Below are 14,966 nucleotides of genomic sequence, written 5' to 3' on the forward strand. Positions count from 1 at the left end.
GGGGACCCCATGGCCGAGTTCATGGCGGAGGCGGAGCGACGTTCCACCGGGACGCATCCGCTCGACGGGCACGAGGCGGGGGTGATCCTGGAGCGGACGCGGGCGTCGGTCGATCCCGAGCTGCGCTCCGCGATCGAGTCGCTGCCCGGCTCCATGCGCCGTATCGTGCTCTACCACTTCGGCTGGGAACACGCGGACGGCACCCCGGCGGCGGGCAGCTCGGGCAAGGCGATACGTCCCGCGCTGGTCCTCACCGCGGCCGCCGCGCTCGGTGGACCGGAGGCGCGGGCGGCGGCGGTGCGGGCGGCCGCGGCGGTGGAGCTGGTCCACAACTTCACGTTGCTGCACGACGACGTGATGGACCGGGACACCACCCGCCGGCATCGGCCCACCGCCTGGACCGTGTTCGGCGACGCCGACGCGATCCTCGCCGGGGACACACTCCAGGCGCTGGCCCTGCGGCTGCTGGCCGAGGACCCGCATCCGGCGTCCGCGCGGGCCGCCGCCCGGCTCGCCGACTGTGTGGTCGAACTCTGCGCCGGCCAGCACGCGGACACCGCCATGGAGGCGCTCGGCCCGCGTGACGTCACCCTCGACGAGGTGCTCGCCATGGCCGAGGCCAAGACGGGTGCGCTGCTCGGGTGCGCCTGTGCCCTGGGCGCGCTGTACGCGGGAGCGGGGGAGGAGGACGTCCAGGCGCTGGACGGGTTCGGCAGGGAGGCCGGGCTCGCGTTCCAGCTCATCGACGATGTGATCGGCATATGGGGCGACCCGCGCAGCACCGGCAAGCCGGCCGGGGCGGACCTGGCAGCCCGCAAGAAGTCGTTGCCGGTGGTCGCCGCGCTGGTCTCCGGCACCCCGGAGTCCGCCGAACTGGCCGCACTGTACGAAGCCCCTTACGTGGAGGAGGACTTGGAGCGGACCGCCCTGGCGGTGGAGCGGGCGGGCGGGCGCGACTGGGCGCAGGTCCAGGCCGCCGACCGGATGGCCCGGGCGATGCATGAGCTGGCCCGGGCGGTGTCCGACCCGGAAGCGGCGGGCGGTCTGCTCTCGCTGGCCGAGTTCGTGACCCGGCGCAGCTACTGACGCGCCTGCACCGAAGGGCGCCCACCAGGGGGGAGGGCGCCCAGGACCCCGGAGTCCCCCGAGGCCGTGCGGCTCCTGACACCGCACGGCCGCGGGCTCCGGTCCGGCGGGTCCCGCACATCCCCACGGCGTGCGGGCCCCGCCACTTTCCTCCCGGCGCCGGACGCTCCCGTATAGGCTCAACCGCCGTACAGCCAAGGCTGGTTGAGACAAAGGGGTGGGCATGGGCGTGGTGGTCCGGACAGCGGGCGCAGGAGACCGGGAGTTGCTCGTCCGGTTGCTGGACGAGGCCTTCCAGACCGATCCGGTGAGCTGCTGGGTCTTCCCGGCGGACGAGCACCGCCGTACGACCCACCCCATGCTGATGGCCGCGTTCACCGATCTCGTGCTCGCCGAGGGCCGTGTCGACGTCACCGAGGACGGTACGGCCTGCGCGCTGTGGCTGTCCGTGCCGGGGGACGACCATGGAGGCGACTCGGCCGCGGACGACTCCGCCCTGGACGACTCCGCCCGAGACGGCGCCGCGGAGAGCGACGGCCCCGCCCGGCTGCGCGAGGCCGTCGACCCGGACAACGAGCGCGTCGAGCTGATCGGCCGGCTCACGGCGGACATCCACCCCTCGGGCCCCGCCCACGCCTACCTGTGGATGATCGCCGTGGCCCCCGAGCATCAGGGCGAGGGCCTCGGCACCGCGCTCATGGCCTCGGTCCTCGACCGCTGTGACCGCGAGCGACTGCCCGCCTACCTGGAGGCGAGCAACGCCCGCAGCCGCAAGCTGTACGAGCGCCTCGGCTTCGCGCTCGCGGGCAGCCCCCTCGACCTGCCCGACGGCCCCAGAATGTGGCCGATGTGGCGAGAGCCCCAGGGCTGAGCCGAACCGTCACCCGCCCACTCGCCCAGCCCGACCCGAACGTCGAGATCGTCGCGGACGACCTGGTCGGCAGAGTGCGTGAACTCAAGGCGGAGGGCGGTGAGTTCGAGCTCGACGACGTATGCGCCTGCAAGAACGGCGCCCTGGTGCGTACGTACGGCAGGGAGCGCTGGCGCCTCGCTCGCCCTACTCTGAAGACATGGACAGCGAGGTACATACCTGTCCCGTCTGCGGACAGCCCGTCGACACGGTCGTCCGGCGCCACAAGACGCTGGGCGCGTGGGTCCCGGTGTGGGTGGCCGGGCCGTGCCGAGACCCCGAGTGCGCGGCGTACGTCGCGGAAGGCGCGAAAGGTGCCGAGGCCGGGAAGGGGCCCGGAAAGGCCGAGCCCCGTTCATGAGGCCCTCGGACCACCACCGCGCACAGGACCGAGAAGAGAACCTGAGAACCAGAACCTGAGAACCCCACCCGAACGGTGTCGAGAATCCCCGAGCGGCTCCGACGTCCCCTGTGAACCCCCGCCCAGGGGGACCACCGAAGGCAGCCGAAGGAGTGGACTCATGGCGAAGTACCTGGTCATGGTGCAGGGAACGCAGACGGACTACGAGGCGATGCGGGGCAAGGCGACCCCGGGCTCCCCGGCCTGGAACGAGCAGGACCTCCAGGCGATGTACGCCTACATGGGCGCGATCAACGACGACCTCTCCGAGACCGGTGAACTCGTCGACGGACAGGGTCTGGCCGAGCCGGCGCGAATCCGCACGGTCACGCTCGGCGAGGACGGCAAGGCGGTGATCACCGACGGGCCGTACAGCGAGACCAAGGAGCTGATGGCGGGCTACTGGGTGCTGGAGTGCGCGAGCCTGGACCGGGTCACGGAGATCGCCGCCCGTGTCACCCGCTGCCCCCAGCCCGAGGGCGCTCCCGTCTACCCGGTGGTGATCCGTCCCATCCTGGACGGCGCCGGGGACATCTGCTGAGGAGACCGTCGGCGACCGACTGCCGAGGAGACCGTGAGTGGCCCGACCGAGACCGAGGACCTGCTGCGCCGATACGCGCCGCAGGTCCTCGGCGCGCTGGTCAGACGGTACGGCCACTTCGACGCCGCCGAGGACGCCGTACAGGAGGCACTGCTCGCCGCGGCCGGGCAGTGGCCCGCGGAGGGTGTGCCCGACAATCCGCGCGGGTGGCTCATCAGGGTGGCCTCGCGGCGGCTGACCGACGCCCTCCGGGCGGAGGAGGCGCGGCGGGCGCGGGAGGAACGGGCGGCGGCACTCACGCCGCGCGACTCGTTCGTGGCCGAGGACCGGGCGCCCCGCGAGGACGACACCCTCTCGCTGCTCTTCCTGTGCTGCCATCCGGACCTCACCCCGTCCGCGCAGACCGCGCTCACACTGCGCGCGGTCGGTGGTCTGACGACGGCGGAGATCGCGCGGGCCCACCTCGTCCCCGAGGCGACGATGGCGCAGAGGATCAGCCGCGCCAAGCGGAAGGTGCGCGGCGTGCGCTTCGAACGCCCGGACACCTGGGAGCGGCGCCTGCCCGCCGTCCTGCGGACCCTGTACCTGATCTTCAACGAGGGCTACACGGCGACCTCGGGCCCCAGCCTTCAGCGGCGTGACCTGGCCCGGGAGGCGATCCGGCTGACCCGGGAGGTCCACCGGCTGCTCCCCGACTTCGGCGAGGTGGCCGGACTGCTGGCCCTGATGCTGCTCACCGACGCCCGCCGTGACGCGCGTTCCGGCCCGCACGGCGAACTGATCCCGCTCGACGAGCAGAACCGCGGCCGCTGGGACAGGGCCGCGATCGAGGAGGGCGTCGCGCTGGTCACCCGGGCGCTGAGCGGCGGACCCGCGGGCCCCTACCAGGTGCGGGCCGCCATCGCCGCCGTGCACGACGAGGCACCGTCCGCGGACGCCACCGACTGGCAGGAGATCCTCGGCCTGTACGACGTCCTCGTACGCCTCGTCCCCGGTCCCGTGGAGCGCCTGGGCCGCGCGGTCGCCGTCGCCATGGTCCACGGCCCACAGGCCGGCCTCGCCGAACTGGACGCCCTGGAGGGCGACTTGGGTGAGAGCCACCGACTGGACGCGGTCCGGGGTCACTTGCTGGAGCGCGCGGGCGCCGACGTCGAGGCGCGGGCGGCCTACGAGTCGGCCGCCGCCAAGACCCTGAGCCTGCCCGAGCAGCGCTATCTGCGGGCGCGGGTGGCCCGGTTGACGGGCCAGACCGACGGGCCGGGGGCGACGTGAGGCGCATGCGGAAGACATGGGCATGACGGGGGAGAGGCCCCGCCGGGTGCGGTGGTGATCCCCGACGGGTACGACCCCCACGGGTACGACCGACCCCTACGGGTACGACCGATCCCCACGGGTACGACCGACCGCTCACCGCCTGCGCGTTCACGAGCGGTCAGGCAGTCCGCCCGTCTCCGGGTCACGGCCCGTCAGGCAGTACGGGCCGCCCGCCGGATCGCGCATCACGGTCCAGTGCCTGCCCAGGAAGACCGCCCGCGCCCCGAGGCGTTCGTGCGCGGCGCGGGTCGCCTCGATGTCCGCGCAGGCCAGGTCGAGGTGGGCGGAGGCGGGGCGTTCCTCGTCGAGCCGTTGCAGGAGGATACGGACCGGCAGCCCCGGCGGCGGCTTGATCACGTGGAACTCGGGGAGCGAGCCGGGCAGGGACTCCCAGTCGGGCAGCAGGCCGCTCCAGAACGCGACTTCGGCGTCGTAGGACGAAGGCGCGAGGTCGAGGCAGACCTGGTCGACGCGGCTGCCGCGCACCACCGGCGGCCGCCTCGACTCGCCCTGCCACCGCACCGCGCAGAACAGTTGGCCGGCGGGGGAGCGCAGGACGACGAGGGTGCCGAGGTCGGTCACCGTCCGTGCCCCGAGCCGGTGCGCCGACGCGACGAACTCCGGCACGTCGTCCACGGCGAGGTCGAGATGCGCGCCGCCCTCGCCGTCCAGCACTCCCTGGACCTTCACACAGGCGTCGGATCCGTCCGGCAGCAAGGTCACGAACTCCTGCCGTTCACCCCGCGGTGCGGACAGCCGGGTGCCCGTGACGGCGGTCCAGAACTCGCAGGTCCCATCGAGCAGGGGGAGGGGCCGGTCGATGAAGGCGTAGGTCCACAGGACGGATCGGCTCATGGCGGTGATCGTAGATCGCCGAAGCCGTGGTCTCGCCCGACGCCCGACGCCCGACGCCCGACGTCCGACGTCACTTCACGCCCGCTCCATGAACCGCAGCGTGTTCCCCGCCGGGTCCCGGAACGCGCAGTCCCGCACGCCGTACGGCTGGTCCATCGGTTCCTGGAGCACATCGGCGCCGGACTCCTGGACCCGGGAGAACAGGGCGTCGCAGTCGGCGGTGGTGAAGATGACCCCGCGCAGCACGCCCTTCGCCAGCAGCCGGGCCATCGCCTCCCGGTCGGCGGGCGAGGCGTCCGGGTTCGCGGCCGGCGGCTCCAGCACGATCTCCACGTCCGACTGCAGAGGCGAGCCGACGGTCACCCACCGCATCCCCTCGAAACCGACGTCATTGCGGATCTCCAGGCCCAACACGTCCCGGTAGAAGGCGATCGCCTTGTCATGGTCGTCGACGGCGATGAAGCACTGCTTGAGTTTCAGATCCATGCTCGAAGCCTAGAACCGGGGCGGGCCTCCCGCCCCTCGTCGGGGGCGGGTGTACATCCTGGCCACGCACGCCGGGATCGCCGCGCCGGTCTCGTGCGAGCGGGCCCGGTAGGCACTCGGGGTCTCGCCGACCAGTTCGGTGAAACGGGAGCTGAAGGAGCCCAGCGAGGTGCAGCCGACCGCCATGCACACCTCGGTCACGGTGAGATCGCCGCGGCGCAGCAGGGCCTTGGCGCGTTCCACCCGGCGGGTCATGAGATAGGCGTACGGCGTCTCGCCGAACGCCTCCCGGAAGCTGCGCTGGAAGTGGCCCGGTGACATCAGGGCGGTGCGGGCGAGCGCGGGGACGTCGAGCGGCTCGGCGTATTCGCGGTCCATCCGGTCGCGCGCCCGCCGCAGCCGGACCAGGTCCTCAAGGGTCACGCCCTCAGCATCACACGGCCTCCATCACTTGTGCGCGTGGTCCTGGAACAGGCTTTGCCTCCGGTTCTCCGGGGATTGGTCTGGCCTTGTTTGCCTTGCGGAATGGACCACATCACGTTCCTGGTGGCCGTCGTCATCGTCACGGCGCTCGCCTTCGATTTCACCAACGGGTTCCACGACACGGCGAACGCGATGGCCACCTCCATCGCCACGGGGGCGCTGAAGCCGAGAACCGCTGTCCTCATCAGCGGAATCCTCAACGTTGTCGGCGCCTTCCTGTCCACCGAGGTGGCCAAGACGATCTCCGGCGGCATCGTGGACGACACCCTGGTCTCGCCGGGAATGATCTTCGCGGGGCTGATCGGGGCGATCCTGTGGAATCTGCTGACCTGGCTGGTCGGGCTGCCGTCCAGTTCGTCGCACGCGCTGTTCGGCGGGCTGATCGGGGCGGTCTGGGTCGGTGCCGGCTCCCACGGTGTGCACTTCGACAAGGTGGTCGAGAAGGTGCTGATCCCGGCGGTGGCCTCGCCGCTGGTCGCCGGGGTCGCTGCCCTGATCGCCACGTACTTCGCCTACAAGCTCACCGCCCGGGCCCGCAAGAAGTCGGTGACCAAGGGCTTCCGGCTCGGGCAGATCGCCTCTGCCTCCCTGGTCTCGCTCGCGCACGGCACGAACGACGCGCAGAAGACCATGGGCGTCATCACCCTGGCGCTCATCTCGGCGGGCGCGCTCGGACACGACGCCGGTCCGCCGGTGTGGGTCATCGCGTCGGCGGGGCTCGCCATCGGCCTGGGCACCTACATCGGCGGCTGGCGGATCATCCGCACGATGGGCAAGGGCCTGACGGAGATCCAGTCGCCGCAGGGCTTCGCCGCCGAGACCGCCTCCACGACCGTCATCCTGACCTCCGCCCATCTCGGCTTCGCCCTGTCCACCACCCAGGTCGCCTCGGGCAGCATCCTCGGCGCGGGCCTCGGGCGGCGGCTCGCGGAGGTGCGCTGGGGTGTCGCGGGCCGGATGGTCGCCGCCTGGCTGATCACACTGCCCGCCGCCGCGCTGGTCGGCGGTGTCTCCGCGAGTGTGGTCAAGCACGGCGGCAACCTCGGTACGGTCGTCGTCGCCCTGGTCGGCGCCGCTGTCGCCACGGGCATCGTGATCCTCTCCCGGCGCAACCCGGTGCACGCGAACAACGTCAACGACGCCCATGAGGTCGCCGTCCGAGCCACCACGCCGGCCGAGGTCGGCGCGGCCGCCTGAGTCACGGGAGTTCAGAGCATGAGTCTCGACTGGAGCGCACTGGGCCAGGTCACCGCGGTGAGCATCGGCGTCACCGTCGCCGTGGTCGTCGTCTTCGCCCTCGGTGTCCTCGGCCTCGCGCGGTTCGAGGGAGCACGCGAGGAGAACGGCACCACCCACGCCGTGAGCCTCACCCAGGCCGCCCTCTGCTTCACCGCGTGCGCGACGGTGGTGGCGTACGGGATCTATCTGATCGTGCCGCGGTTCCACTGACCCGCCCGCTGTACGGGAACGGCGAAGAGAACCGGCCGGAACGTGTCCGGCCGGGCCCCTTCGCCGTTCCCGTACAACGGCCATCGGACCCGCTCTCCCGACTCCGTCGGCCGGCGTCCCCGCGTCACAGCAGCGTCGGCGCGTGGAATTCCCCGAGCCCCGACGTCCGGTCCCGGTCCAGCCAGTAGCGGCGCGGCTCGGCGAGCATGACGGCGGTGCTGACGGTGAGGATGCCGGGGATCTTGGCGAGTTCGTTGTCGATGAAGACCGCGAGGGCGGAGCGGTCGGTCACCAGGCCGGCGCACAGGACGGACATGTCGCTGGCGACGTGGACGGCGAGCCGGGTCTGGGGGAGCTGGTCCAGGCGGCGCATGACGTCGGGGGTGTCGCCAGGGGCGACCCGTAGGCGCAGCACGAAGGGTGTCTGGAAGCCGAGCCACTCCGACACGATCTCCAGGCGCGGCTTGACCCACTGCTCGTCGAGGACCCGGCGGACGACGCGGTGCGCGGTGGAGGTGGCCAGGTCCGCGGCCCGCGCGATGCTCGCGGCGGAGGACCGGCCGTCCTGCATCAGCAGAGTGACGACCGCGCGCTCGGCCTCGCTCAGGGGTTTGGCGGGAGGTGTCGCCGTCGCGATGCCCTCCGGCTGCGCACCAGTGAGTTTCAGCAGGTCGGCCCGTTCGGTGTCGTTCAGTAACTGTGGGTCCCAGGTGATGCCCCGGCGCAGGGTGCTGAGCGCGGGCAGGGCGTTGACGCGGCGGACTCCGGGGATCGAGAACATCCGGTCGATGGCCTCGCTGGTGGCGGCCTCGCTGGGGGCGTGGACGACGGCGTAGAGCGGATAGTCGCCGGAGACCTGCGCCAGGAGCTGCAAGTGGGGCAGGTCACGCAACCGGTCGAGGACGGCCAGCGGGGTTTCGCCAGTAATGTCCAAAAACACGTGGATCGGCATCGCCGTGGAGTGCATGCCCCAGTCGGCCTGCCCGATCACGCGGACCATTCGGGCCTCGTGCAGTCGGTCGTAGCGGCGCTTCAGGGTGCCGGCGTCGGCGGACAGGATCCCGCCGATGTCGTCCCAGGTGGCCCGGGGTGCCAGATGCAGCGCCCCGATCAGGCGCCGGTCGAGCTCGTCCAGGAGAAGGCGGGTCATGCGCCTACCTTAGACCGCGGCTGTCTGCTGGTTAATGCCACTGTTACACGCCGGTACTAGAGAATCGCTCATTCGGCTGTCATGGTTTGCGGGAACATCCCTCAGACGTCATCTTGAGCCCTCCCCGAATGCACGAAGAGGTACCCATGAGTGCCACCGCCACCGAGCCACAGCCGACCGAACCGCCTTCGAGAGTCCTGCGCGCCGCGTTCCGCGCCTTCGCGGCGATCGAGAAGGTCGGCAACAAGCTGCCCAACCCGTTCTGGCTGTTCTGGATCCTCGCGGGGGTCGTGATCGTCCTCAGCGCGGTCCTGGCGGCGGCCGGTGTCAGCACCCTGCACCCCGGAACGCACGAGACCATCAAGGTCCAGAGCCTGCTCAGCAAGGCCGGGCTCACGACGATGGTCGAGGGGGCCGTCGACAACTTCGCGACCTTCCCGCCGCTGGCCACCATCCTCATCGTCGGCTTCGGCATCTCCGTCGCCCAGGCGAGCGGGCTGTTCACGACCCTGCTGCGCCGCATGGTCGCGAGGGTGCCCGGCAAGTACCTCACCTTCGCGCTGTCGATGACGGCGATGGTCGCCCATGTCGCCGGCGACGCCGCGTACGTCACCCTCATCCCGCTCGGGGCACTCGTCTTCCGCGCGGCCGGCCGCAGCCCCGTCCTCGGCTGCATCGTCGCGTACGTCTCCATCTCCGCCGGCTACGACGCCTCGCCGTCCCTCACCACGACCGACGTACTGCTCTCGTCGATCTCCACCGCCGCCGCCCACACCATCGACCCGCACTACGTCGTCACCCCGGTGGCGAACTACTTCTTCGGCCTCGCCTCGTCCGTCCTCGTCGCCCTGGTGATCACGCTCGTCGTCGACAAGGTCCTCTCCAAGCGCTCGGACCTGGACCCCGACGAGCCGGTCAAGGCGCTGACCACCGCGGAGCTGAAGGCGATCGAGGTGACCCCGGAGCAGCGCCGCGCCCTGCGGGTGACCGGCCTGACCGCGCTCGGCTTCCTCGCGGTCCTGGCGGTCGCCATGATCCCGGCGTCCTCCCCGCTGCGCGGCGAAGGTGGCTCCCTGGTCGAGTCCCCGGTGATCAGCGGCATGTCGATCGTGCTGTTCCTGTTCTTCTCCCTGCTCGGCTGGGTCTACGGCCGCATGACGGGGACATTCCGGGCGCCGAGCGACATCGTGGACGCGCTGGTCGAGGGCACCCGCACCTTTGCCCCGATCCTCGTCCTGTTCTTCGCGATCTCCCAGTTCCTCGCGTATTTCAAGTGGACGAACATCGGCAGCGTGATCGCCATCGAGGGCGCGGAGACGCTGAAGCAGATCCACCTCAGCGGCTGGAGCGTGCTGGTCGGCATCGCCGTACTGATCACCTTCATGAACCTCGTGATCACCAGCGGCTCCGCGCTGTGGGCGTTGGCCGCCCCGGTGCTGGTCCCGATGCTGATGCTCATCGGCATCGAGCCCGAGACCACCCAGGCCGTATACCGCGTCGCTGACTCGGTCACCAACTGTGTCACCCCGATGAGCCCTTACTTCGCGATGGCCCTCGGCTTCATCCAGCAGCACAAGAAGTCCGCCGGCATCGGCACGCTGGCCTCGTTCACCATCCCGATCGCCGCCGTCGTCTGGGTCGTCTGGGTCGCGTTCTTCGTGGTCTGGTACCTGCTCGGCATCCCCTTCGGCGTCGGCTGACCCAGCCCTGCCATCGAGAAACGCCCCCCACACCGTCGTACGAGACGTACGACAGACTCGAGAAAGCCGATCATGACCGCATCGCCCGTACCCGCCGCACCCGCCGCCCTCACCGCCCGCGCCCAGGAGGTCTCGTCGGAGATCGTCACCGACATCCTCACCCTTGTCCGCCAGGAGACCAGCAGCTACGACCTGGCCGGTCTCGCGGCGGGCCTGGGCCTTCTGCGCGAACTGGCCGTGCGTCGGCTCGGGCAGCCTGACCATGAGCACCGCCACCCGGGCGGCGAGTGCGGCGACACCCTCACGCTGACCTACACCGGCACCGGCGCCGGGCACGTCGCGCTGGTCGGCCACTACGACACCGTGTGGCCGACGGGCACGCTCGCCGGATGGGAGCAGCCGGACGCGGACGGCGACGGTCGGGAGAAGCTCAGCGCGCCCGGCGTCTTCGACATGAAGACCGGTCTGGCGCAGGGTATTTGGGCCCTGAAGCTCGCTCGGGAGAGCGGCGCCCCGCTGCCCACCGTCACCTTCCTCTTCAACGGCGACGAGGAGATCGGCTCCTTGTCCTCACGCCCCGTGATCGAGGACGTCGCGAGCAAGGTCGACGTCACGCTGGTCCTGGAGCCCACCGCGCACGGCGCCGTCAAGACCGCCCGCAAGGGTTCCGGGATCTTCAAGGTCGCCGCCACCGGCGTCGCGGCCCACGCCGGGCTCGCGCCGCAGGACGGGGCGAGCGCGATCCTGGCCCTGTCCGAATTCGTGATCGCCGCCGCGAAGGTCGCCCGCCCCGAGAAGGGCACGACCATCAACACTGGCCTGATCAGCGGCGGTTCGGCCACCAACGTCGTCGCCGGACAGGCCACGGCCAGCGTCGACATCCGGATCAGCAGCGAGTCCGAACAGAACCGTGTGGACGCCGAGTTCGCCGCCATCAAGGTCAGCGACCCCCGCGTACGCATCGAGGTCGACCACGCCTGGAACCGGCCGCCGATGATACCGAACGGCGCCTCCGCCCCGCTCCTCGCCCTCGCCCGCGAGGTCGCCCGCGAGCAGGGACGCGAGGACCTGCCCGACGTGGCAGTCGGCGGCGCCAGCGACGCCAACTTCGTCGCCGCCCTCGGCCTGCCGGTCCTGTGCGGCATGGGCGCGGTCGGCGACGGCGCCCACGCCCAGGGCGAGTTCATCTACCCCGACACCGTGCCCGCCCAGACCGCCCTGGTCGCCGGGCTCCTTGGCCGCCTGGCGGAACCGCTGCGCGGCTGAGCCATGGTGTCCGGGCAGCGGCTGTGTACGGGGAGCAGGGCGGGCCCCTCAACCGGCCCGCGCCTGTGGCCCGTCACCGCACTGCCGGGGCCAGCCGCAGCGTCACGATCTGGAAGGGGCGCAGCGAAAGTGTCACCGTGTGGTCCCCGGACACCTCGTACGGTGCGGGGCTCTCCGCCGGAGGGCGCTCCAGCAGGTCGACGGAGACGGCCGAGGCGAGGGGGAAACCGGCGGTCACACGGACGTCTGCCCGCCGCCCCAACGCCTCGTACAGCCGCACGACCACCGCCCCCGACCGGTCGTCGGCGAGTTTGACCGACTCCACGACCACCGAGTCGCGGTCCACCGTGACCAGCGGGGCCACCACCGCGTCACCCGGCACCGAACGCTCAGGAAGATTGATCCGGTACCCCTCCCGCACCGCCTCCGCGATATCCGCGCCCGCGACGAAGGCGTACCGGAATCGGTGCACGCCCTGGTCGGTGTCCGGGTCCGGGTAACGTGGCGCGCGCAGCAGGGACAGCCGTACGGTCGTCGTCGTCCCACCGTCTTCGCGCACCGTGCGGGTGACGTCGTGCCCGTACGTCGAGTCGTTCACCACCGCCGCCCCCCAGTCCGGCTCGCCCACGTGCAGGAATCGGTGGGCGCAGATCTCGAACTTGGCCGCGTCCCAACTGGTGTTGGTGTGCGTGGGGCGGAACACGTGCCCGAACTGAGTCTCGGCGGCGGACCGGTCCGCGTGCACGTCCACGGGGAAGGCCGCTTTGAGCAGCTTCTCCCGTTCGTGCCAGTCCACCTCCGTGTCGATGTCCAGCCGCTTGGCACCGGCCCGCAGCTCCAGTGACTGCTCAACCCGCGAGGAGCCGAAGGAACGGACCACCCGTACCGCTGCCAGCGCCGAGTCGTCCTTGTGGGTGAGCAGCACCTCGTCGGCGTCCGTCAGGTCGGTGACGGCGTTGCGGTAGAAGGAGTCCACGTCCCAGGCGTCCCAGTGATTGGGCAGGTCAGGGTGGACCTGGAGCAGATTGGCCGCGCCACCCGGCGCGACCGCCTCGCGCCCGGCGGCGACGTCGTACACGGAGGTGACCAGACCGCGCCGGTCCACCGTCACCCGCAGCAGGCCGTTGTCGAGGACGAAACCGCCGTCCGGGCGCTCGGCGGCGGACACCGCCTCGCCGGCGGGCCGGCCCGCGGCCGGGGTGCCGCCCATCGCCGGGATGCCACCCCGCTCGTGCGGGGCCGCGTTGAACACCACGGTGCCACCCGCGCCCGGGCCCGCCTCTCCGGCGAGGGCCCGCTGGGCGGCATCGATCACCGCCTCCAGCTCCTCGGCCACCCGGGCGTAGGTCCGGCGGGCCTCACGGTGCACCCAGGCGATGGACGAGCCCGGAAGGATGTCGTGGAACTGGTGCAGCAGCACCGTCTTCCAGATCCGGTCCAACATCTCGTACGGGTAGGTGAAGCCCGTGCGTACGGCCGCCGTCGCGGCCCAGAGTTCCGCCTCGCGCAGCAGCGACTCGCTGCGCCGGTTGCCCTGCTTCGTCTTCGCCTGCGAGGTGTAGGTACCCCGGTGCAGCTCCAGGTACAGCTCGCCCACCCACACCGGCGCGTTCGGGTACTCCGCCTGCGCCTTGGCGAAGAACTGCGCGGGCTTTTCGATGTCGACCCGCGGTGAGCCCTCCAGGTCCCGCAGCCGGCGGGCGCGGGCGAGCATCTCCCGGGTCGGACCGCCTCCCCCGTCGCCGTAACCGAACGGCACCATCGAGCGGTTGGCCGAACCCTTGTCCCGGAAGTTGCGCACCAGGTGGGCCATCTCCTGGCCGGAGAGCTCGGAGTTGTACGTGTCCACCGGGGGGAAATGCGTGAACACCCGGCTGCCGTCCAGCCCTTCCCACCAGAAGGTGTGGTGCGGGAAGGGGTTGGTCTGGTTCCAGGAGATCTTCTGGGTCAGGAACCACTTCGACCCGGACAACTTCACCAGCTGTGGCAGGGCGGCGCTGTAGCCGAACGAGTCCGGTAGCCACACCTCCTCGGTCTCGATCCCGAACTCATCGAGGAAGAACCGCTTGCCGTGTGTGAACTGCCGCGCCAGCGCTTCGCCGCCGGGCATGTTGGTGTCCGACTCCACCCACATCCCGCCGACCGGCACGAACTGCCCTGCCGCCACCTTCTCCTTCACCCGGGCGAACACCTCCGGACGGTGCTCCTTGATCCAGGCGAGCTGCTGCGCCTGCGACATGGCGAACACGAACTCCGGGTGGTCGTCCATCAGCGCGGCCACGTTGGAGCAGGTACGCGCCACCTTCCGTACCGTCTCGCGCAGCGGCCACAGCCAGGCGGAGTCGATGTGCGCGTGGCCCACAGCGGCCACCCGGTGCGCGGAGGCCGTGGCCGGGGCGGCCAGGGCGGGGGCCAGGTACTCCCGAGCCGCAGCCGCGCTGCCGGGGACGTCGTCCAGGTCGAGGGCGTCCAGGGCACGTTCGATCGCGCGCAGCACGTCCCAGCGGCGCGGGGTGTCCAGCGGGAGTTCGCGCATGAGCTGACCCAACACGTCCAGATCCTGCGCCAGTTCCCAGACGTCCGGGTCGAAGACCGCGAGATCCGCCCGTCGCAGCCGGTAGAGCGGCTCCGGCGGGGCGGTCTCGGTGTCGCCGAGCCACGTCACGGGCCCTTCGATCAACGGGTTGGCCGCGGCCTCGACATACAGGGTCACGGGCTCGCCCCCGGCGGCGGACGCGGCGATCCGCACCGAGGCGCTGCGGGGGTGCAGGCCTTTCACAGCCGTGCCGTCCGGCCGGTACACCAGGCCCTCCGCGGAGAAGCCGGGGGTTTCGGAGCCGAACCCGAGGTCGACCACCGCCTCGACCTGCCTGCTCGCCCACTCCTTGGGCACAGCGCCGGTCAGCCGGAACCAACTGGTGCCCCACGGCCGGCCCCAGATGTCGCCCACCCGGGCGGGCTCGTACGGCGCGGCCAGTCCCTCGGTCACCGGTACCGGCTCCCCGGGCGCGTGCCACACCTCCACCTCCAGGGGCACCCGGATGCCGTGGACGGCGGGGCGGATCCGCTCGCGCAGGACACGGTCGAGACGGTCCTCCACCAGCTTCCGGTCGTCGTGCATGAAAACACTCCTGGGACTCGGCGGGACGGAAAGGGCGGGACGAACAGGGCGGGACGAAAAGGGTGGGACGAACTCGGTGAGAGGGCCGGGGGGGGGGGGGCCGGGGGGGGGCCCCCCCCCCGCCCCCCCGGGCGCCCCCCCCCCCCCCCGCACCCCCCCCCCCCCCACCCCACACACCCACAAAAAACAACCAACCACGGCCGGG

General features: G+C 71.4%; 14 protein-coding genes. 9 read left to right on the forward strand and 5 right to left on the reverse strand.

What is annotated here, in order from left to right; translation table 11 throughout:
* The first annotated feature begins 9 nt into the window (after positions 1–9).
* The 5 genes from AB0H86_RS17450 to AB0H86_RS17470 all read left to right on the forward strand — a co-directional run bounded on the left by AB0H86_RS17450 (position 10) and on the right by AB0H86_RS17470 (position 4,209).
* A complete protein-coding gene (locus tag AB0H86_RS17450; protein WP_362438440.1) occupies positions 10–1,086 on the forward strand; it encodes a family 2 encapsulin nanocompartment cargo protein polyprenyl transferase in 1,077 nt (358 codons plus the stop codon).
* A gap of 223 nt (positions 1,087–1,309) precedes the next feature.
* Positions 1,310–1,957: a GNAT family N-acetyltransferase gene (locus AB0H86_RS17455; RefSeq protein ID WP_362438443.1), complete on the forward strand. Its 648-nt coding sequence runs from the start codon at positions 1,310–1,312 to the stop codon at positions 1,955–1,957.
* A 199-nt stretch (positions 1,958–2,156) separates the two neighbouring features.
* Positions 2,157–2,357: a hypothetical protein gene (locus tag AB0H86_RS17460; protein WP_362438445.1), complete on the forward strand. Its 201-nt coding sequence runs from the start codon at positions 2,157–2,159 to the stop codon at positions 2,355–2,357.
* 160 nt (positions 2,358–2,517) lie between these two features.
* Positions 2,518–2,937, forward strand: a complete 420-nt coding sequence (locus tag AB0H86_RS17465; RefSeq protein WP_362438448.1) for a YciI family protein — start codon at positions 2,518–2,520, stop codon at positions 2,935–2,937.
* 33 nt (positions 2,938–2,970) lie between these two features.
* A complete protein-coding gene (locus AB0H86_RS17470) occupies positions 2,971–4,209 on the forward strand; it encodes a sigma-70 family RNA polymerase sigma factor (RefSeq protein WP_362438451.1) in 1,239 nt (412 codons plus the stop codon).
* A 150-nt stretch (positions 4,210–4,359) separates the two neighbouring features.
* Here AB0H86_RS17470 and AB0H86_RS17475 read toward each other — a convergent pair whose 3' ends face one another.
* The 3 genes from AB0H86_RS17475 to AB0H86_RS17485 all read right to left on the reverse strand — a co-directional run bounded on the left by AB0H86_RS17475 (position 4,360) and on the right by AB0H86_RS17485 (position 6,015).
* Entirely contained in the window at positions 4,360–5,106 is a 747-nt protein-coding gene (locus tag AB0H86_RS17475) for a VOC family protein (protein ID WP_362438454.1), read from the reverse strand.
* Positions 5,107–5,181: 75 nt separating this feature from the next.
* Positions 5,182–5,592 carry a VOC family protein gene (locus AB0H86_RS17480; RefSeq protein ID WP_362438457.1) on the reverse strand — a complete coding sequence of 137 codons (411 nt, stop codon included), beginning with the start codon at positions 5,590–5,592 and terminating at the stop codon, positions 5,182–5,184.
* 9 nt (positions 5,593–5,601) lie between these two features.
* Entirely contained in the window at positions 5,602–6,015 is a 414-nt protein-coding gene (locus AB0H86_RS17485) for a helix-turn-helix transcriptional regulator (RefSeq protein WP_362438460.1), read from the reverse strand.
* Between the two features lie 102 nt (positions 6,016–6,117).
* Here AB0H86_RS17485 and AB0H86_RS17490 point away from each other — a divergent pair, with 102 nt between their 5' ends.
* Complete coding sequence (locus AB0H86_RS17490) at positions 6,118–7,272, forward strand: inorganic phosphate transporter (protein WP_362438463.1); 1,155 nt, start codon at positions 6,118–6,120, stop codon at positions 7,270–7,272.
* A gap of 18 nt (positions 7,273–7,290) precedes the next feature.
* The gene (locus tag AB0H86_RS17495; protein WP_362438466.1) at positions 7,291–7,524 is read left to right on the forward strand and encodes a hypothetical protein; all 234 of its coding nucleotides are present in this window, start codon (positions 7,291–7,293) and stop codon (positions 7,522–7,524) included.
* Between the two features lie 124 nt (positions 7,525–7,648).
* Here AB0H86_RS17495 and AB0H86_RS17500 read toward each other — a convergent pair whose 3' ends face one another.
* Positions 7,649–8,674 (reverse strand): Lrp/AsnC ligand binding domain-containing protein, encoded by a 1,026-nt coding sequence (locus tag AB0H86_RS17500; RefSeq protein ID WP_362438469.1) that lies wholly within the window; start codon positions 8,672–8,674, stop codon positions 7,649–7,651.
* A 146-nt stretch (positions 8,675–8,820) separates the two neighbouring features.
* Here AB0H86_RS17500 and AB0H86_RS17505 point away from each other — a divergent pair, with 146 nt between their 5' ends.
* Both AB0H86_RS17505 and AB0H86_RS17510 read left to right on the forward strand, forming a co-directional pair.
* Positions 8,821–10,374 carry an AbgT family transporter gene (locus tag AB0H86_RS17505; protein WP_362438472.1) on the forward strand — a complete coding sequence of 518 codons (1,554 nt, stop codon included), beginning with the start codon at positions 8,821–8,823 and terminating at the stop codon, positions 10,372–10,374.
* Positions 10,375–10,446: 72 nt separating this feature from the next.
* Positions 10,447–11,640: a M20 family metallopeptidase gene (locus AB0H86_RS17510; protein ID WP_362438474.1), complete on the forward strand. Its 1,194-nt coding sequence runs from the start codon at positions 10,447–10,449 to the stop codon at positions 11,638–11,640.
* Positions 11,641–11,713: 73 nt separating this feature from the next.
* Here the strand turns inward: AB0H86_RS17510 and AB0H86_RS17515 are convergent, their stop codons facing one another.
* A complete protein-coding gene (locus AB0H86_RS17515) occupies positions 11,714–14,761 on the reverse strand; it encodes a glycoside hydrolase family 38 C-terminal domain-containing protein (RefSeq protein ID WP_362438477.1) in 3,048 nt (1,015 codons plus the stop codon).
* Between the last annotated feature and the right edge of the window lie 205 nt (positions 14,762–14,966).

The organism is Streptomyces sp. NPDC050997, from assembly GCF_040660135.1.
Taxonomy (GTDB): domain Bacteria; phylum Actinomycetota; class Actinomycetes; order Streptomycetales; family Streptomycetaceae; genus Streptomyces.